Source organism: Enterococcus sp. AZ163 (genome assembly GCF_050498925.1).
Lineage (GTDB): Bacteria > Bacillota > Bacilli > Lactobacillales > Enterococcaceae > Enterococcus_A > Enterococcus_A ferrettii.
On the sequence record NZ_JBIPAO010000003.1, the window covers coordinates 484,330 to 503,040 of the forward strand.

An 18,711-nucleotide genomic window follows, 5' to 3' on the forward strand; every position below is an offset into this window, starting at 1 on the left:
CACAAGGAAGGTCAAGTTTTTTTCAGGTGACCTCTTATACTTATAGTATCAAGTAAAGAGGAGCGTGACAAAATGAAATTAATTAAAAAAACAGTCGAACGTCATATGAACAAGCTTTGTGGAGAAGTTGGGGCACGTGCCACTGGATCAATCGCTAATCAGAGCGCCGTGAATTATGCAACTAAGGTATTTGAAAATTTAGGGTATGAAGTTCTTCTACAAGAGTTTGCATGTATGGATTGGCAAAATGATGGTGCTGAACTAGTGATTGACGGTCAACAAGTTGAAGTTTCTACAGCCGAATATTCACTGCCTTGTGATGTAATTGGAGAATTTGTATGTGTTGAATCACTCGATAAATTGAAATCCGCAGAGCTTGCCAATAAAATTTGTGTCTTGTACGGTGACTTATGTAAAGAAACTCTGATGCCGAAAAGTATGACGTTTTGGAATCCTGAAGAACATCAAGCGATTATTCGTGAACTGGAAGTTAAGCAGCCGCTAGCAGTAATTACTGTCAGCTTCCTGTCAGAAGTACCAGTACCAATTATTCAAGACGGGGATTTCGATATTCCTTGTGCAGCGGTTAAAGGCAATCTTTTACCAGTTTTATTAAACAGCCAGGGAGAGAATCAATTGCGCTTATGTACTGAACGACACCCAGCAGTCGCCACAAACGTAATTGCCACTAAGGGAACCGGCAAAAAGCTATCGTTTTCTGCTCATATTGATACCAAACCAACAACACCTGGTGCGCTGGATAACGGCAGCGGAGTGGCTGCTTTATTAACTCTCGCGGAACAATTGGCTTCGGTCGAAACGGATTATCAGATTGAATTGGTTTTGTTTAACGGTGAAGATTATTATTCAATGCCAGGAGAAATGACGTTTATGGCTGAATCCTTAACTGATCCGACAGCTTATCATTGTGCCTTCAATGTGGATGGTGTTGGGATGCAGGGAAGCAGTACGTCTTATTCTTTTTATGAGTTTCCAGAAGAATTGAAACAAAAAATTGAGGAAATTACAGCAGTTTCTCCACAACTGGAACCGACTGACCCGTGGCCGATGGGAGATCATATACTGTTTGCTGGAGCTGGTATCCCAGCAGTAGCTCTGACTTCCAGCAATATTTACAGCTTGATGGAGGCGGTAATGCATACTCCTAATGACAATTTATCAATCGTAGATTTTGATCGGATTGCTGAAACAGTTGTCTTTTTAAAAAAGATAGTTCAAACATGTTAAAAAACTACGAGCGTTTCTTAGAACAGGGACGCTCGTAGTTTATTTTGTAAAGCGTACACCATAAGGCGAAGTTAACACGGTATAATCTAATTGCATCATATCTCTGGTATAACTCTCGATGTATGGTTGAAACTGGTTTGTCAGTGCCAAGTAATCTCTTTCTTCCTTGCAAAAAACATCACAGCCGCGATCATCGTAAATATGCAGGATAATTTCTTTTCTCAAATTGATTAAAATTGTCGGGTTTACCAGATGAGGGTAACCTGGATTTAGGTTAGAAAAGTCTTGATAAACCAAAGAAGCACCGATTTTTTGCAAAATTAACGGACTTTCAATTGAATACTCTAGTAATCTCAAGGTCCCTTGTTCAAATAAAAGTGAGCGGAAGCGATCTAAACGAATCAGCGAAGGATCGAGTAGTTTCTTCAATTGCTTTCTTTGATAAATATATTGAGCAATTACTATGGTCTGTTCATCAGAAAAAATACTGTCAATTAATTCTCGGACTATTCCAACAGTTTTTGTCAAAGTTTTTGCGGTGATGTTTTCGTAATAATAGGATAAGTTCATCCTAAAGTGATAGCTTCGTTGCTGGTCAAAGGTCAAATAACGATCTTCAGTTGCATAATCGGAGATATAGGCAGCCTGCAGCTGATCGAACACCTGTTGATTGAAGGAGTGAGTCATCATTTGCCTACTTTCTTATTTAATTGGTCTGTTAAAACAGGGCCATTGCTGTCAAAGTCAGTAGCCCTAAATAAATCAAGAAACCGATTCTATTTCGCGGATTGGGTGTCCAGCCATAACCGATCCCTTTCGGTAAAAACAGCCTTTTTTCATCAGCTGGAACAATAATAAAGCCAAATATGATGGTAATGGCAATTAAGATAAAACTGAACAAAGCAACCATGTTTATGTTAGCTGGAATAATATGCAGCCGATTTCCTGCTAGTAATAGAAAATAGAATACAATCATCAAGCCCAGCGCCAAATGATTCAACTGTTTCGTTTTTTTCATAACAATTTTTCCACCTCTTTTAATAACGGAATAGATGTTTGACCACCAAGCTTCTCCACTGAAAGAGCCGCTGCAACGGAAGATAGCTGAATAATTTCAGTTAATGACAGCTTTTGATGAAGAGCATAGGCAAAAGCACCGTGAAAAATATCTCCAGCTCCAGTAGTATCGATTGGCTTCGTTGGAAAGGCTGGAGTATGTATAATAACGTTATTCTCTAGATAAATACTGCCATGCTCTCCCAAAGTAATTACCAGCTGATTGGAGTTTAGCTCCGCCAGCTTTTCAAAGGTTGCTTTAAGTGTCTCTTTTTCGTCTAAGTCGATGGTCACTCCCGTATATTGGAAAGCGAAATCCTGAGAACAAACGAGATAATCAACGGCTTGAAATAGCTGCCAACACTCAGGCTTATAAGTCCCAGCATCCATCATCGATATCGCTTGGGGATATTTTTGAAGCCCTGCTAAAGAAACATCCTTTTCGTGTCCATCCAGTAATAGCACTTCGGGGTCTTTTTCCGGCCAGTGGGGTTCGAAATAAGCTTCCTTTAGTGGTGCATTTAAAATGGTTCGTTTTCCGCTTTTCTTATTGACTATTATACTACTGATACTAGTTTTTTGATTCATTTCTTGACGGATTCCCGCGGTTTTAACCCCAACATGCTCTAAAGTTCGCAAAATCTCCTGACCAAATAAATCTTTTCCCACTCGGGCGATCAACGAAGTCTCCGTTCCCCATAATGCACAAAGATATGCGGCGTTGGCGGCCGGGGCTCCCATGCATTCATGGCGATCATACGTGCGATACTTTTGATTTTCTACGATAGATTCTTCTATAGGAAAAGTAATATCATAAACGGCCTGTCCAATACACAAAATACTCAAGGTAATTCCTCCTTATAGTCCGCTGCATTCAGGTTTCTATTGTTAGTACTAGTTTAGCATATTGGCAGCAGCGAAAAATGAGGTTGTGACAAAAGCGTTCAGCTCAGAGAAATAAGCCGGATAATCCGAAAATAGCTTTTCATATTTTTGTGATTATTCGGCTTATTTCCGAAAGGGCTGCTTTAGTCACACCGATTATTCGTTATAAAGAGGCTGTGCTGCTTTATGTCACTGCCTCATTTAGGCCATTGATTGAATAAATTAAGCCTCACCATATTTTTTTACTGGGCGAATATATTTCCAGTAACGCGCGGGATCATGATACATATAAATGATTCTGCCCGAAGAAGTATCATAGCTGTACCCAGTGCCGTCAAAATCAAAAGAAATCATAGCTGTTTCCATTTTTTCTTCAATACTTCGGTTTTCTTGTTCATAGTCAAATGAGCCATGTTCAAAAACTAGATATTCTGCTTCAGGAATATCTGTCAAGGTCATTTGTTCAGGTACTTCACCCGCATAATTTATCGGCAAACGCGCGCCATAACATTCAACTCGCGGAAATCCCCAGTCACAAAGTCGTCCAGCAGGATCGTTAATGTAAGCCATTAGCTGCCCGCTGCCACTGTTCGATTGGCTGCCGCCATCATCATCCAGCTTTCCCTTAATACTATCCAGCAACCCAGAAATCGTATCGCAATCCTGTCCGGGAATTTCACTTTGCTTCTTCCAAAAATCCCAATAACCGTTGCTCTCATTATTGCTAATGTGTAAAAATTTGTGTGCAGGAATCGTAACAAAATAAATCTTGAGCTCCTCTGTTGTTTTTTGCATACCTATCTCTCCTAATCCTAAAAAGTAGCGGTCAAAGGCCAGGATTTTTGTCCGAAGAATGACTGGTTGAGGATTTTTTCGGTATTCACTGGGGGCAATACCAAAAACTTTCTTAAAGGCCCGAGTAAACGCTTCGTGAGAAGAAAAGCCATACTCAAGGGCAATAGCCAGCAGGCTTTTTTCACTGTCTCTTACTTCCTTTAAAGCAAAGGCCAATTTACGCTTCCATAAATAATCCCGAAACGACACGCCGGCAATTTCCTTAAATTTTCGTGTCGTATAAAATTCTGAATACCCCAGTTTGCGAGAAAGAAAACGCAGAGTTAATGCTTCACTATAAGAATGTTCAATGCAAATATCAATCTCATCAACGATCAGCTGGATTAGCTGCTGCCATTCGTACAATTCTTCCACCTCTTTTCGACCACCCTGCTGTTACTATAAAGAAAATAGTAAGCTGCCGCTTGATTTAAGTTGTGGTTGGCAAGTTTTTTGCACAAGACTTGCTTAACAATATAGAAAAATCTTCGAAACAAGATAGCCTCTCAGGGTATTAGATTAAAAATAGGTGAATTTGAAGTAACAGAATCTATATCAGCATAAGAATCTCATCTAAGACATCTTAAAGCAAGATTGCAATTTATGGTTGACAACGCTTTCTGAATCGTATACTATTTAAGCATCAATTAAAAACAAATGGATTGTAACTCTTTGAGGCATTACCATTTCCTTTTTACCAAGGGGGTGGAGTGTGTTCTCGAAGAGTTTTTTGTGTGAGGTGAAATAGATGAAAGTAGTAAAAAAAATCAATAACAATGTAGCAGAGTGCATCGATGATAATGGCAATCATCTGATCGCGTTTGGTAGAGGGATCGGGTTTCCTAAAACCCCCTATGAGCTGAAAGATCTTAACAAGATAACGATGACGTTTTATAAATTAAGTGAACATTTTGAAGGACTGCTGACAGAACTGCCAGAAGAAATCTTAAATCTGAGTGCAGAAATTGTCAGTATGGCCCAAACGGAGTTGAATGGACAGTTAAATCCAACATTGGTATTTAGTTTAGCTGACCATATCAACTTTTCAATCCAACGTCTAACTACGTATAGGGATGTGCGAATGAATTATTCTTATGAAGTAGCACAAATGTACCCTAAGGAAACCGAGCTTGCTCAAAAAGCGATTAAGATGATTCAGCAACAAACGCATATCACTGTACCAAAGGGTGAGATTACTAGTATTACGATGCATTTTGTTAACAGTCAGTCGGAGTATAAAATTTCACAGGAAGAAGCTGTTATTGAAGAAATTATCCAACAGATCACTAGACTAATTGAACAGGAGTTAGAGATCACAGTCGATCGAAATGAATTTAATTATAACCGTTTTTATATGCACATGTTCTATTATTTGAAACGGTTACGAAGCGGAGAAGAATTGTTTGGTCAGGGCACAGAGCTTTTAGATGCTTTACAGAAGCAGCATCCTGAGATTTATTTATTGGCACAAAAGGTTAGTGAGTTGATTTATCAGTTTTATGCTATAGAACCAACCAATGACGAACTGCTTTATTTAATGATTCACATTAATCGACTTTACGAAAAAAATGTGAGGAGCATGTAAAATGAGTAAAGATTATACTGTTTTAGCGAAAGCCATTTTAAGTAATATTGGGGGAGCAGAAAATATATCCAGTGTCACCCATTGTATGACACGATTACGGTTTAATTTAAAAGATATGAGCAAACTTAATGATGAGGAAATTAAAAAAATTTCGGGTGTGATTGGTGCGGTTCAATCAGGGGGACAATATCAGATTATTATTGGACAAACAGTCGGCAAGGTGTATCAAATTTTAATTGATACGGCTGGGTTAGAGCATTTATCTTCCGCGGAAGTAGCCCCAGCCTCCAAAGAAAAAGAACCTTTCTCGTTCAAATCCCTCGGCAATAAAATTTTGGATAATCTGGCGGGGAGCTTGACGCCGTTGATTCCGATTTTGATCGCAGCTTCAATGTTTAAAATGGTGATGTCAGTGTTTGGTCCATCTATGCTGAACTGGATTCATGAGGGAACGTCGCTAGCTACGTTAATAACTTTTGTAGGAGATGCTGGTTTTTACTTTTTTCCGGTTTTTCTTGGCTATACGGCCAGTAAGAAGTTTGGTGTCACACCCGTTTTAGGAATGTTCTTGGGAGGAATAATGATCCATCCAACTTTCGTTCAGATGGCTGCTGAGGGAACCAGCTTTGATGTTTTCGGTCTGCCAGCATCACCGCAAAACTATGCCAGCACGGTGATTCCGATGATTTTGTCTGTATGGGTGATGTCCTATGTCGAACCTTTTTTCAAGAAAGTTGTACCTGCAACATTAAGCACCATTCTAGTCCCAACGTTTACAATTGTTGTAATGCTGCCGATTAGTTTGGTTGTTTTAGGTCCGATTGGTTTTGTCGCGGGTGAATATATTGGAAGCTTCTTATTGTCACTTGATTCAATTGGCGGTTTTTTAGCAGTGGCCTTAATTGCAGCATCTTGGCAATTTTTAGTTATGACGGGGATGCACTTGATTATGATTACAACCATGATTACAGTAATGGCACAAAATGGGCAGGAAGCCTTGGTTAATCCGGCAGCGATTATTTCTAGTATGTGTGTTGCGGGAATGTGTTTTGGAGCATTTTTGCGAATTCGTGATAAAGATCAAAAAGCTCTAGCGTTCAGTTATTTAGCAGCGTCATTTATAGGAGGTGTAACGGAGCCGGGTGTTTATGGGTTGGGTGTTCGTTACCGTAAACCATTTATTGGGTTGATGGCTGGCGGAGTTGTTGGTGGAATCTATGCTGGAATTACTGGTGTGACTACGTATGCCATGATTCCGGTAGCTAACTTTGCTGCTTTAGCCGCCTTCTTTGGTGGAAGCAATGCTAATACAATCAATGCTTTCGTTTCTTGCGGTTTAGGTTTTGCAGTAACAGCGGCAGTTACTTACATTCTTGGTGTGAAGGAGACAGAGACAAAAAATGAATCAATTCTTGAAAAAAGTCCTGCTTAGAGCAGATGATTTGGGTTATTCTGAAGCAGTTAATTATGGCATGGAAAAAGCCGTTAAGGAGGGTCTGATCCAGAGTGTAGGTGTGATGGTGAATATGCCAGCTACTGAACATGGAGTAAATCTTTTAAAAAATGAAGCAATTGCCTTTGGTCAGCATACGAACATTTGCGCAGGGAAACCAATAACTCCCGCACAATTGATTCCATCGTTAGTTGATGACATGGGAAATTTCAAGTCTTCGAAGGTTTATCGTAATGCTAAAACTGACTTTGTGGTATTTGATGAAGTAATGTTGGAGATTGAAGCACAATATCGTCGTTTTTTGAAACTATTCGGCAGGAAGCCGGATTATTTTGAAGGGCATGCGGTTGCCAGTGAGAACTTTTTTAAAGCCATGGAGACTTTCGCAAATAAGCAGGGGTTAAAGTATTCTGGTTTGCCTGAAGGGGAAGGCCCCAACACTTTAAGCTCTGACGCTTTTATTTGGGTGAATGGAACGAAGGTTTATTTATGGATGGAGGCAATGCAGCCAGACTATAATCCTTATCTAAGTTTAGAGAGTATGCTGGATAATCTTCATGATGATGGTGTCGATATGATGATTTTTCATCCCGGTTACTTAGATGACTATATTATTAAGCATTCTTCGTTGTTAACACCACGAACATTGGAGATTACGTTATTAACTGATCCTGCAGTTAAAGAAATGCTGGACCAGCTGCAAATTCAACAAATGAGTTACCAAGATTTGTAATATTTTTATGTAGGGCTAGACTATCTTTCACAGGAGTTTAGCCTTTTTTGTTTTGTTGAAAAGGAAACAAAATAGTTCTATACTGATTGAAACAATCAAAAGAAGCAGGAGGAAAGCATTGTGAATAAAGAAGAACAGCTGATGGTGGGTTTTCGAGAGCTTTTCAATAAAATAAATTGGTTGAATAAACCTAAAATGGAAGAAAGCTTAAAAGGTTACACTTCCTCCGAGGTACATTGTGTAGAGTTTATTGGCAACCATCCTTTGCCTAATGTCACTCAGCTGGCTGAAGGCATGTACATGACTCGCGGTGCTATCAGTAAGCTGACGAAAAAAATGGTGAAAAAAGGATTAATTGAAAGCTATCAAAAACCTGATAACAAAAAAGAAATTTATTTTGATTTAACGGAGCAGGGGAAGAGAGTTTTTCAGATACATGAGGCGCTGCACAATGAGTTTCAAAACAGGGATAAAGTTGTTTTTGATCAATTAACAGAGGAACAGTTTACTGGAATGCTGCACTTTATCGATTCTTATAATGAGCACCTAACCAAAGAAATGAATAGACAGGATACTCATTCGAAGTAATCTCACTGAAAAAGTGGGGTTATTTTTTTGAAATAATTTTGTTGACAAGGAAACAAAATAGCGGTAAAGTAGTTTTTGTTTCCAAGGAAATAATAATTCGAGAGTGGTTTAGAGCTCTTGTGTAAATAAAGGAGAATTTTATGTCACAAAATCAAAGAAATGCTTTACCAAAAGAAACATTGGCTGCTGCTTGGGCGATTGCTTTAGGAGCGATTGCACCTATGCTGGATTCAACGATGGTCAATATCGCGATCGATCAATTAACTAAGGATTTTCACACTACGTTAAGCACTGTGCAATGGAGTATTACTGGCTATGTCTTAGCTTTAGCGATAGCTGTTCCGATTTCTGGTTGGTTAATGAATCACTTTAATGGAAAGAAAGTCTTCATTTATGCTGTTTTGGCCTTTGGACTGACTTCTATATTGGCAGGTTTCAGCACAACAATTACTAGTTTCATCGTTTTCCGGCTGTTCCAAGGCTTTAGTGCAGGAATTATTACACCGCTGATGTTTACTCTGTTGATAAAAACTGCTGGACAGGAACAGGTTGGACGGGTAATGGCCATTGTCAGTACACCGATGATTTTTGGACCCATACTGGGACCAGTTATTGGTGGTTTCATCATTCAAGCTGCTTCATGGCACTGGATATTCTTTATTAATGTCTTTGTAGTGGCTTTGGCGGTGCCCTTAATGATAAAGACAATACCTAATTTTCAACCGTTTAATCGTAATAGTAAGCTGGATGTAGCAGGTATCGTTGTTCTGTCATTGTTAAGTGTGTCTTTTATTTATGGAATTAGTCAAGCGGCTGAGCATGGTTCTTTTAAGAACTTGGAGACACTCAGCTGGCTGTTAGTAGGGGCAATTTCAGGAGTAATTTACTATTTCTATAATCAGAAAAGCAAGAATCAAACGGTTCTGCCCCTCAATTTATTTTCTCATCAACGATTTTTGGCGGCTAGTATAGGACTTTTTCTGGCGAATGTAGCAATTATGGGACCGATGTTGATTTTACCTCTTTACTTCCAGAACTTTCGACACTTTACGGCGATGGAGGCAGCGTTGGCACTGATTCCGCAAGGGCTTGGTATGTTGGTAACGCGTCCGCTGATTGGCAAGATGATCGATAAGATTGGGGCAAGAGATGTGGTACTAGTTAGTTTAGTTCTTTCTTTAATTGGCTCGATTCCGCTGGTGTTCATTACAGAACATACCGGTATGGTGTGGTTATCGCTCGTTTTGTTCATTCGGGGAACAAGTGTTGGAGGCATTAATCTACCGTTAACCACCGACGCGTACATTGGTTTAGCGGATGAGCAGTTACCAGCTGCTGGGGTGGGCATCAACATTGTTGAGAATCTTGGTTCTAGTTTTGGTTCAGCGTTGATTGCCACCGTGGTTGCTTCAGTAATAAGTGGGAAAATACCGAGTACTGCGAATAGCTTGATAGGCTATCAGGGTGGCTTCCTGGTCTCAGTGATTGTTCTAGTATTGATTTTCATTCCTAGCCTATTTCTATCTAATAAAAGAAAAGCAGTTTGATCAAGTGAGACTCGCTGAATCTAAGTTAAACGAGAAAAAGTTCTATGATTATAAGATCAAGAGACAGATTCCCTTATTTTTTAGTGAAAGGAATAAACCGATTTAGATACTTGTACTGATTAAGATGGGCATGCAGTGAAGTTTGTTACAAAAATCATGGGACTCGAATAAAGAAAAGGACCCCGATCATAGTATTTAGAGTCGAGATCCAATCAAGAAAGTATTATAAAGTATGTTTTTTCAGTTTGAATGTAATTGGTATACATAAAAAGGAAGTTGCCAGCAGACTGCTGACTAAGACGGTAACAGCCAAGTTAAGGATACCCATGCGGCTGGCATTTTCGAAATTTCCTAACGTATTCACTAACACGATAGTCAAACTGATTAAACTGTTTGCTAGAATGATCTTTTTGTATGCCTCCTTTTTATAAAAGTATGCATTGATTGAATATACTGACCAAGTTAATAAGAAAAGTACGATTGTTTCCATTGTTTAAAACTCCCTTTGATTTATTTGTTGAACTAATCATAACGAATAAGGAGTAAAGAAAATACTTACAAAAGAAAACGCAAACTTACAGAGTTGAAAGATAGAAGCTTAGAAAAAATTTTATAAGGAAGCTTTCAGTCTATCTTGGAAATTATTTTTACTGATTTGGGGTAGATACGAGCATGAATGGAAGGAAAAATACGTAAGAACTTCAATCTTGAAGGCTCTGATAAGTTTATCTTTGATGCTGAAATCATTTCAAATATTTTTCTTCAAATTAAGGATTTGGTTTGACGCAATATTTTTTAGATTTATCTTTATTTATTCATAGATTTTTCTGTCAAAATGGTATAATAGCTAAAATTAGATAAAAGGAGTTAATGACAACATGGCCTATTATTACAGCACACCTTCTAGAACCTTCAGCGAGTATCTTTTAGTTCCGGGGTATTCCTCCAAAGACTGTACACCTGATAAAGTACTTCTGGAAACACCGTTAGTGAAATTCAAAAAAGGTGAGCAACCAGAGCTGACGATGAATATTCCTTTGGTAAGTGCAGTTATGCAATCTGTTTCAGGTAGTGACTTGGCAGCGGCATTGGCAAAAGAAGGCGGCGTTTCTTTCATTTACTGTTCTCAAACGATTGAAGAGCAATCAGCAATGGTACGAAAAGTGAAGCAAACAAAAGCTGGATTTGTACCGAGTGATACGAACCTTCATGCAAATGGTACATTACAAGATGTGCTGGACTTGAAAAACAGTACCGGCCACGGCACCATGGCGGTGACTGAGGATGGGACGTTGAATGGTAAAATTGTTGGTTTGGTAACTAGTCGTGACTATCGAATTTCCCGGATGTCAGTGGATACACCTATCAAGGATTTTATGACACCTTTTGATCATTTGATTTATGGGAAAGATGGGATTACGTTATCCGAGGCCAACGATCTTCTTTGGGATCACAAACTGAATGCTTTACCGATTATTGATCAGGATCAGCGTTTGAAGTATTTTGTGTTTCGTAAGGATTATGATTCTCACAAGGATAATCCGTTGGAATTACTAGATAGCAAAAAACGATACTTTGTTGGTGCTGGTATTAATACGCGGGACTATAAAGAAAGAATTCCAGCGTTAATTGAAGCTGGTGCAGATATTTTATGTATCGATTCCAGTGAGGGCTTCAGCGAATGGCAAAAAATGACGATCGAATGGGTTCGTCAAGAATACGGAGACAAGGTAAAAATTGGTGCTGGAAATGTTGTGGATCGTGAAGGTTTTCGCTTCTTAGCTGAGGCCGGCGCTGATTTTATCAAAGTCGGTATTGGCGGCGGCAGTATCTGTATCACCCGTGAGCAAAAAGGGATTGGTCGTGGACAGGCAACTTCCGTTCAAGATGTTGCGGCAGCTCGGGAAGAGTATTTTGAAGAAACAGGCATTTATGTACCGATTTGCAGTGACGGGGGAATTGTTCATGATTACCATATGACTTTGGCTTTGGCTATGGGTTCTGATTTTATTATGCTAGGCCGCTACTTCTCACGTTTCGAAGAATCACCAACTGAAAAAGTCAGCATTAACGGTTCTTACATGAAGGAATATTGGGGAGAAGGTAGTGCTCGGGCGCGCAACTGGCAACGGTATGATACTGGTGGAAAAGAAGGACTATCCTTTGTAGAGGGAGTGGACTCTTACGTACCTTATGCTGGTTCACTGAAGGATAATTTGGCTGTTTCCTTGAGTAAGGTTCGTCATACTATGTGCAACTGTGGTGCATTGTCGATACGTGAGCTGCAAAAGAATGCCAAAATCACCTTGGTTTCTTCAACAAGTATCGTTGAGGGTGGTGCCCATGATGTTATGGTGAAAGATAATAATATGAGCAGTGAAAATTAATAATGAACAGGTCCGGCTTATCTTAGCTGGGCTTGTTTTTTTCATAAAACGAGGACCTTCCCTAAAAAAGCGGAAGGTCCTTTACTTATTGCTTGAGTCGTTCAAACAAATGCATCGTTTCTTTGATTAAAATGGTATCCAATTGCTTAGCAGGCGAGTTTCCATAAATCTCTGCTTCGTATATGTTGGTTAAAGTGGTGAATTTACCATCAAATGCAGGATATTTAGCTTCGAAACGTTGAGCATAATCTGCTAAAGGTTCTGATTGCTCACGAGGCAATAGTTTTTCTGCCCGTTTCAATAAAATCGAGTAGCTTTGCAGCAAAGGACGTTTAGCTAATTTCAAAGTTAAGTAAATCTGGCTACGCAGAGAATACTTGTAGACAAAGTAGCCAATTGCTACTAATAAAATTGCTCCGACCAGCTTCAGCAGCAGCCAAATATTTTCTCGCCAATTATTGTTGGCAAAAGTGCTGATTTCTGATGTTTCCTCCGACGGGGCAGTTGCATCAGAAGAGCTGCTAGAGCTGCTACTACTACTGGTTGAAGAACTTGGTGTCGATGATTCAGGCGTTTGGCTGTCTTCGGTTGCTGGGCGATCCGGATTGCTGAAACTTGGCGTTGGTTCAAAGGGAATCCAGCCGTAGCCAGCAAAATAAACCTCTGGCCATGAATGGGCATGAGAGTTGCGAACCGTGAAAACTGTCTTGTCGCCGCTGGTTGCTCGACGATCCCCAGGTGCAAAGCCCTTGGTCCAACGCGCAGGAATACCCAGCGTTCGCAGCATAACTACCATCGAAGAAGAAAAATTATCGCAGTAGCCTACTTGAGACTCGAATAAAAATTGATCTACATAATCTTGGTTTTCTTCGGGCACCGTTGCATCCACCTTCGAGTAACGGAAGGTGCCTGAATTTTTTAAATATTCTTCAATAGCTGTCACTCTTTCCAATAAGGTCGTTTGGTTTTGCGTAACCTCATTGGACAAGTCTCGTACACGGTTTGGCAGGTTTACCGGCAGCTGCAAATAATCTGCTACAGTATCCGTAGGCTGAGCCAGCGCTACGTTTTGTAGAGCATCTTCCTGATACACAACCGGCTCCCACTGGTTGTCCACTTCCTTTTCTCCATTGTTAGAATCAATGAAGTTTATACGGCCGCTTTCGGGCATCTGGACGAAACCGCTGGAGCCCTGAGTTACCCTCAAATTACTGCGGCCATACGGCAAGGGCAGATACATTCCATGATTAAAGAAATGAACGCTGGCGTCTTCTGCTGCTTGGAGACTCTGTTGTGAAGAATTACTGTTAATTTCAATTGTACGGCGGCTCATTTGTCGCGGTTGAATGCCATCACGGATTTCCCACCCTTTGCCTGTATAGGCGTCTTTACTTTCTACCCGCCAATAGCTGCTGGTTTCTTGGGTGGCCTCAAATAAAATCGTGTTATCATCCAATAAAGGCCCGCCAAGACTTTGGTCATTCTCACTAAAGCCGGTTCGTGAGATATCTGAGGTGGTTAACTCACGAATTTTTCGATATAGGCCTTTTTGATTTAAGTAATCACGCACTGGAGCTGTCCAAACAGTTAATGAAGTGCGGGCTGAAGACTGAGGCAAAGCATAGGCAGCCCAACCAGCCAAGAGTGTTAAGCCAGTCATTAAGATGACCATTTTTTTCGGTAACTGATTTTTTGTAAACAAAACGGACAGTATTGCACAACCGAAAACCACAGCGATTTGTCCATTTAGCTGAATCGAATTGAAGATAGATAGGGTTAACAGATAGCCAATCATCAATAAATAGCTTAGCATAAAACGTTCAAACTGAATCATTAATCCAGCTAATAGAATTAACAATGCCAGAAGCAAGGGTAATGCAACAATTGCCGAAACCGCATTGGGTGAACCAATGCTAATTTGCTGAAATTGAAAAATGACTTGCTGCCAAAAGTTACTAAACCAGCTAAAAGATAGCGGCTGGTTTAACGGAACAAAATAATACATGCCTAGAAAATAAAGAAACGAGCAAAAGATGACTTTAAAGGTATTCTCTTCAAAAAAGCCGATAGTTAAGCAGACGGCACCAATAATACTGAAGGAAAGCCAAGTTATCGGCAGGTAATAGACTGTTAAGAATTGTGAAAAGACAACACTCAAGCTAATGAAAGATAACAAGGTAAAAGGTGCTTTTTTTATAATATAGTTCATAAGACTTACCCGCTGCCTTTCTTAGTGAGCCCAGGATAGTCATAAACGGCTACTTGATTGTATTTACGTAGGTGCGCTACCTGTTCCGTAGTTTGCGGCGTTTGCTTAGGTGTAAAAAAGAAAATCATTTTATCTGTTAGTTTAGGTATGACTGGTGTATCCTCCAAGGGGTGGATCTGGGCAAAGGCCAAGGCAGTCGGTTTAGCAGGATCGGTTACATGAGCCCCAAACAAATACTGTTCAACAGGTTCTTCCAACAAATCCTGTAAGGAATAATACAGACTCAACATCGCCTCAAATTCTTCCGAAGGTGCGCCCCAAAAAATCCAGACCATTTGAGCAGTTTGCTCATTTTCATGTTCCCGGTAGATTAAGGTTGTTTGCTTACTGGAGAGCTTCCAGTCAATATTTTTGGGTGCATCGCCGCTGCGATAAGGGCGATAATTTTTAATTGTAAAGGTGGGTTCGCCAAAGGTCTGATTTTGCAAAGTCTGCTGAAGCTGCAAGGTGTGAGCTAACGGCTGCTTTTGCGGCAGAACCAGGATTTTTTTCTTTAATGTAGCCTTATGTCTTTTAGTAAACAGATTGAAAAAATCACTGCTTTGGTAATACAGCTGCAGCTCTTCATACGTGCCACGTTTTTCCGGCAACCAAAGGAAAGTCAGCTGCTGGTAATGATAAAAAAGATACGTAGAAACGGATGCATCAATAGCCGGATTAATGACAGTCACAGTTAATTGAGCAATCGGTAAAATGGCTTGTTTCCGTTCTAAATCAATGGGCAATACCACTTTTTCACCAACATGAGTAATCATGGTTGCTGGCGATTGTACCATAATTCCTCTCAAAGGAACTAAAAGCTGTGCCAAGCACAGCAGAAGAATGAAAGTCATAAATAGAAACAGCGTCCAACCAATTTCATTGTTGAAAACAGCACTATAAAAAAACGCCAGCGCATACAGGATAAAAAGCAGGATAAGTTTAAGCGATTGCTTCCACACAGGCATACTCAGCTCCTTATCGGTACAGGAACTTGGTCAATTAGCTGATGCATCACTTCCTCCACCGACAGACCGCTATGGAGAATCAAGCGATGAGCAAACACAGCTGGCAGCAATTGCTGCAAATCACCTGGCGTCACGAACGTACGGTTTTCGGTTAAGGCATAGGCTTTAGCACTCTTCAAAAAGGCAATGGAGCCTCGCGGGCTAACCCCTAGTTCAATAGCGGGATGATTCCGGGAAGCTTCTACCAAAGCTAAGGCATAACGTGCCACAGAATCGTCAACAAAGACCTGGTCAACCTGCTTTTTCAATTCAGCTAATTCCTGCAAAGTAATAACTGGCTGAATGAATGCTAAAGATTGTTCTCGTTGCCCCGTCAATAAACGTAATTCGTCTTCAAAATCCGGATAGCCAATATGCAACCGGAACAAAAAGCGATCCAGCTGAGCCTCAGGTAAGGGGTAAGTTCCTGCATAACTGACTGGATTTTGTGTCGCCAAAACAAAGAAATGGGAATTCAGCGAATAGGTGTGATTATCAATGGTGACATGACCTTCTGACATGGCCTCCAACAAAGCTGCCTGGGTACGGGGCGTAGTACGGTTAATTTCGTCCGCTAATAAAATCGTCGTAAAAATCGGCCCCGGTCGAAATTCGAACTGATTGGTTTGGGAGTCAAAAATGGAAACCCCTAGAATATCACTGGGTAATAAATCGGGTGTAAATTGTACCCGGGAAAAGTCACTATGGATTGCTTTAGCTAAGGATTTTACGATCATGGTTTTCCCAACTCCGGGAATATCTTCAAACAATACATGGCCACCAGCCAGCAGAGCAGTCACAGTTAATTGAATGACCTTGCGTTTCCCTAAGACTACTTTTTCTATTTCATCAATTAAGGTTTTAATTTTGGTTAAGTTCTGATCAGGCATTCTTTCGCCTCCTTGTTGAGTTGTTTCCTATAATTGTACGCGAAAATTAGGAATTGGCAATCCATTCGCAGCTATTTTCGTCGTAACGTGAAATATTTTACAAAACAATTACAATTAAATAAGAAAATCTTTGGCTGAAAGTATAGATTAAGTTTTATGCGTGATACACGCGTAGGAATAATTTTTTGTGAAATGCAACAAGTGTTAAGAAGAACCGGAGGTAAATTAGATCATTTTTTAAACTAGCTGAATTTGGTTTTATAGATGAAAAGCGTTGTGTGTGCTGGAGGAGCGATCATTGTGGCCGTTCCACCGTTGAGGGTTCAATTTAATAAGTCGGTCAGTGATCATTAATAATCTGGCTTATTAGCAAAACACTAAATACATTAGGTGCGCTATTTAGATTGAGTGCCAGTAGGAGCTGGGTTTTAGGAGCCGTTAATGACACAAAAAATCTCTTTGAATTTGAGTAGTTTTTTAGCTGAATCAAGCAACTAAGAAAGTTTTTGCTTACTTAAAATCGCTAGCAATCTGTAATCGGCCACGTTACACTAGTTGTATGAAGAAAACATAAAAGAGGGAATTCTATGACCAGCAGCCGTTTACTGAGAATCTTGTTAATTTTATTAGAAAAAGGACGAGTCACCGCACCAGAATTGGCAGAGCAATTTGAGACGTCGGTACGCACGATTTACCGGGACATTGATGCATTAAGTGCTGCAGGGATTCCTGTTTATACCGTCCAAGGTCAAGGCGGCGGTATTTTTATTAATCAGGAGTATACATTGAATCGAGTGCTGCTTTCTAATGAGGAGCAGGAGAAAATTTTGATGGCTTTGCAGGAAGTATCAGCAGCAGAAAGGCATCAATCCGATGAGCTTTTGCTAAAATTAGGTGGATTATTTAAAACACCACCCGCGGATTGGCTGGAAATTGATTTCAGTCAATGGGGAATGGAAAGTAAGCAACTGTTTGATCCGTTAAAGCAGGCCATCCTTAATAAGCAGCTGGTTGGCTTTTTTTATGCCAACCGTAAAGGCGAACAGGAGGAGCGAATTGTCGAACCTCACAAGTTGATTTTTAAGAATAAAGATTGGTATTTGCAGGCCTTTTGCCAGCTGCGTCAGGATTTTCGTTTATTTAAACTTCTGCGGATGAAACAATTGCAACCTTTAGAGGCAACCTTTCAGAGAAAATCCGTTCCTGAGTTATTAACCGCTCAATCATCTGCGGCAGATGAGAAAATTTCCGTGAAACTGCTGTTTGATCAGGAAGCAGCTTACAAGGTATATGATCATTACGAAGAATGTATTCAACAGCAGGATGGAAGATTGCAGGTTAAGATTGATTTGCCTCATAATGATGAGCTGTATAATTTTTTACTGTCATTAGGAGATCGAGTTGAGGTAGCAGCACCGATGGAAGTACGACAAGAATTAACGAAGCGCATAAAAAAAATTCTGGATTTTTATGAAACTTGACACTGGTTGTCAGGTTTCTCCTGCTAAGATAAAGGCATCAAAGGAAGCGGGGAGATTCTATAATGAAACATGAATGGAAAAAACACGAAAAAGAGATTTACGGTGTCACGACTAAACCACAGGTAATTCGACTGTCTAAGCAAAAATTCATCACGATTACTGGTATGGGCGACCCTAATGAAGCCGCCTTTTCAGAACGAGTAGGTGTGTTGTACTCACTGGCTTTTCCCATCAAAATGGCGTTTAAGCGTTCTGTCGTGGACAACACTGAAATTAGTTATAACGATTACACCGTATATCCATTGGAAGGACAATGGACCACTACCAATCCAGATGATTTGCAAGATAAGGCCAGCTTTGAGTATATCTTGATGATTCGACAGTCGGACTATATCACAGAAGCACTATTTCAGGAAACCTTAGCCGAAGTTAAAAAGAAAAAGCCGCATGCTTTGCTAGAGCAGGTTAACTTTGAAACTCGGCAGGAGGGGCTATGTGTTCAAGCGTTGCACAAAGGTTCATTTGATGAGGAACCAGCTACTTTTACCAAGATGGAACAGTTTACTCAAGAGCAGAAACTGCAACGAAGCCATCACGAGCATAAAGAAATCTATCTAAACGATGCACGTAAAACAGCACCAGAAAAACGAAAAACGATTCTGCGTTTTCAAGTAGTAGAAAATTAATCGTGTGAAGAGGGTGAAGCAGACTTACTTTTGTAGACTGCTTCATCTTCTTTTTACCCATCTGATCATCGAAAAAAAGGTAA

Annotated in this window: 17 protein-coding genes; 9 read left to right on the forward strand and 8 right to left on the reverse strand. The window is 40.1% G+C overall.

Annotation, left to right across the window (positions count from 1 at the left end; genetic code table 11):
* The first annotated feature begins 72 nt into the window (after positions 1-72).
* Positions 73-1,248, forward strand: a complete 1,176-nt coding sequence (locus tag IGI46_RS23935) for a M28 family metallopeptidase (protein WP_429974427.1) — start codon at positions 73-75, stop codon at positions 1,246-1,248.
* Positions 1,249-1,287: 39 nt separating this feature from the next.
* Here IGI46_RS23935 and IGI46_RS23940 read toward each other — a convergent pair whose 3' ends face one another.
* The 4 genes from IGI46_RS23940 to IGI46_RS23955 all read right to left on the reverse strand — a co-directional run bounded on the left by IGI46_RS23940 (position 1,288) and on the right by IGI46_RS23955 (position 4,398).
* Positions 1,288-1,935 (reverse strand): DUF3885 domain-containing protein, encoded by a 648-nt coding sequence (locus tag IGI46_RS23940; protein ID WP_429974428.1) that lies wholly within the window; start codon positions 1,933-1,935, stop codon positions 1,288-1,290.
* Positions 1,936-1,966: 31 nt separating this feature from the next.
* Positions 1,967-2,266, reverse strand: coding sequence for a hypothetical protein (locus IGI46_RS23945; RefSeq protein ID WP_429974430.1), 300 nt, complete (start codon positions 2,264-2,266; stop codon positions 1,967-1,969).
* The gene (locus IGI46_RS23950) at positions 2,263-3,150 is read right to left on the reverse strand and encodes a carbohydrate kinase family protein (RefSeq protein ID WP_429974431.1); all 888 of its coding nucleotides are present in this window, start codon (positions 3,148-3,150) and stop codon (positions 2,263-2,265) included. Before IGI46_RS23950 ends, IGI46_RS23945 begins: the two co-directional genes overlap by 4 nt.
* A gap of 261 nt (positions 3,151-3,411) precedes the next feature.
* Positions 3,412-4,398 carry a helix-turn-helix domain-containing protein gene (locus tag IGI46_RS23955; protein ID WP_429974432.1) on the reverse strand — a complete coding sequence of 329 codons (987 nt, stop codon included), beginning with the start codon at positions 4,396-4,398 and terminating at the stop codon, positions 3,412-3,414.
* Between the two features lie 373 nt (positions 4,399-4,771).
* Between IGI46_RS23955 and IGI46_RS23960 the strand changes: the two genes are divergently transcribed.
* The 5 genes from IGI46_RS23960 (at position 4,772) to IGI46_RS23980 (ending at position 9,929) form a co-directional block, all read left to right on the forward strand.
* Positions 4,772-5,608 carry a PRD domain-containing protein gene (locus tag IGI46_RS23960; RefSeq protein ID WP_429974433.1) on the forward strand — a complete coding sequence of 279 codons (837 nt, stop codon included), beginning with the start codon at positions 4,772-4,774 and terminating at the stop codon, positions 5,606-5,608.
* A 1-nt stretch (position 5,609) separates the two neighbouring features.
* Positions 5,610-7,040 (forward strand): PTS transporter subunit EIIC, encoded by a 1,431-nt coding sequence (locus IGI46_RS23965; protein WP_429974434.1) that lies wholly within the window; start codon positions 5,610-5,612, stop codon positions 7,038-7,040.
* Positions 7,009-7,794 (forward strand): ChbG/HpnK family deacetylase, encoded by a 786-nt coding sequence (locus IGI46_RS23970; protein WP_429974435.1) that lies wholly within the window; start codon positions 7,009-7,011, stop codon positions 7,792-7,794. The genes IGI46_RS23965 and IGI46_RS23970 overlap by 32 nt, the downstream gene beginning before the upstream one ends.
* 120 nt (positions 7,795-7,914) lie before the next feature.
* Positions 7,915-8,382, forward strand: coding sequence for a MarR family transcriptional regulator (locus IGI46_RS23975; RefSeq protein WP_429965378.1), 468 nt, complete (start codon positions 7,915-7,917; stop codon positions 8,380-8,382).
* A 140-nt stretch (positions 8,383-8,522) separates the two neighbouring features.
* Positions 8,523-9,929, forward strand: a complete 1,407-nt coding sequence (locus tag IGI46_RS23980) for an MDR family MFS transporter (RefSeq protein WP_429974436.1) — start codon at positions 8,523-8,525, stop codon at positions 9,927-9,929.
* 223 nt (positions 9,930-10,152) lie between these two features.
* Here IGI46_RS23980 and IGI46_RS23985 read toward each other — a convergent pair whose 3' ends face one another.
* Positions 10,153-10,419, reverse strand: a complete 267-nt coding sequence (locus IGI46_RS23985; RefSeq protein ID WP_429965376.1) for a hypothetical protein — start codon at positions 10,417-10,419, stop codon at positions 10,153-10,155.
* Positions 10,420-10,807: 388 nt separating this feature from the next.
* Between IGI46_RS23985 and IGI46_RS23990 the strand changes: the two genes are divergently transcribed.
* On the forward strand, positions 10,808-12,316 hold the full coding sequence (locus IGI46_RS23990) for an IMP dehydrogenase (RefSeq protein WP_207703874.1): 1,509 nt from the start codon (positions 10,808-10,810) through the stop codon (positions 12,314-12,316).
* Positions 12,317-12,401: 85 nt separating this feature from the next.
* Here IGI46_RS23990 and IGI46_RS23995 read toward each other — a convergent pair whose 3' ends face one another.
* Genes IGI46_RS23995 through IGI46_RS24005 form a run of 3 tightly spaced genes read right to left on the reverse strand, consistent with a single transcriptional unit; the run spans position 12,402 to position 16,461 of the window.
* The gene (locus IGI46_RS23995) at positions 12,402-14,525 is read right to left on the reverse strand and encodes a DUF4129 domain-containing transglutaminase family protein (RefSeq protein ID WP_429974437.1); all 2,124 of its coding nucleotides are present in this window, start codon (positions 14,523-14,525) and stop codon (positions 12,402-12,404) included.
* A 5-nt stretch (positions 14,526-14,530) separates the two neighbouring features.
* The gene (locus IGI46_RS24000; protein WP_429965374.1) at positions 14,531-15,532 is read right to left on the reverse strand and encodes a DUF58 domain-containing protein; all 1,002 of its coding nucleotides are present in this window, start codon (positions 15,530-15,532) and stop codon (positions 14,531-14,533) included.
* 2 nt (positions 15,533-15,534) lie between these two features.
* Positions 15,535-16,461 (reverse strand): AAA family ATPase, encoded by a 927-nt coding sequence (locus IGI46_RS24005; RefSeq protein WP_207703871.1) that lies wholly within the window; start codon positions 16,459-16,461, stop codon positions 15,535-15,537.
* A gap of 587 nt (positions 16,462-17,048) precedes the next feature.
* Between IGI46_RS24005 and IGI46_RS24010 the strand changes: the two genes are divergently transcribed.
* Together IGI46_RS24010 and IGI46_RS24015 are read left to right on the forward strand one after the other, a co-directional pair.
* Positions 17,049-17,942 (forward strand): helix-turn-helix transcriptional regulator, encoded by an 894-nt coding sequence (locus tag IGI46_RS24010; protein WP_429965373.1) that lies wholly within the window; start codon positions 17,049-17,051, stop codon positions 17,940-17,942.
* 62 nt (positions 17,943-18,004) lie between these two features.
* Entirely contained in the window at positions 18,005-18,628 is a 624-nt protein-coding gene (locus IGI46_RS24015; protein WP_429965372.1) for a GyrI-like domain-containing protein, read from the forward strand.
* Positions 18,629-18,711 lie beyond the last annotated feature (83 nt).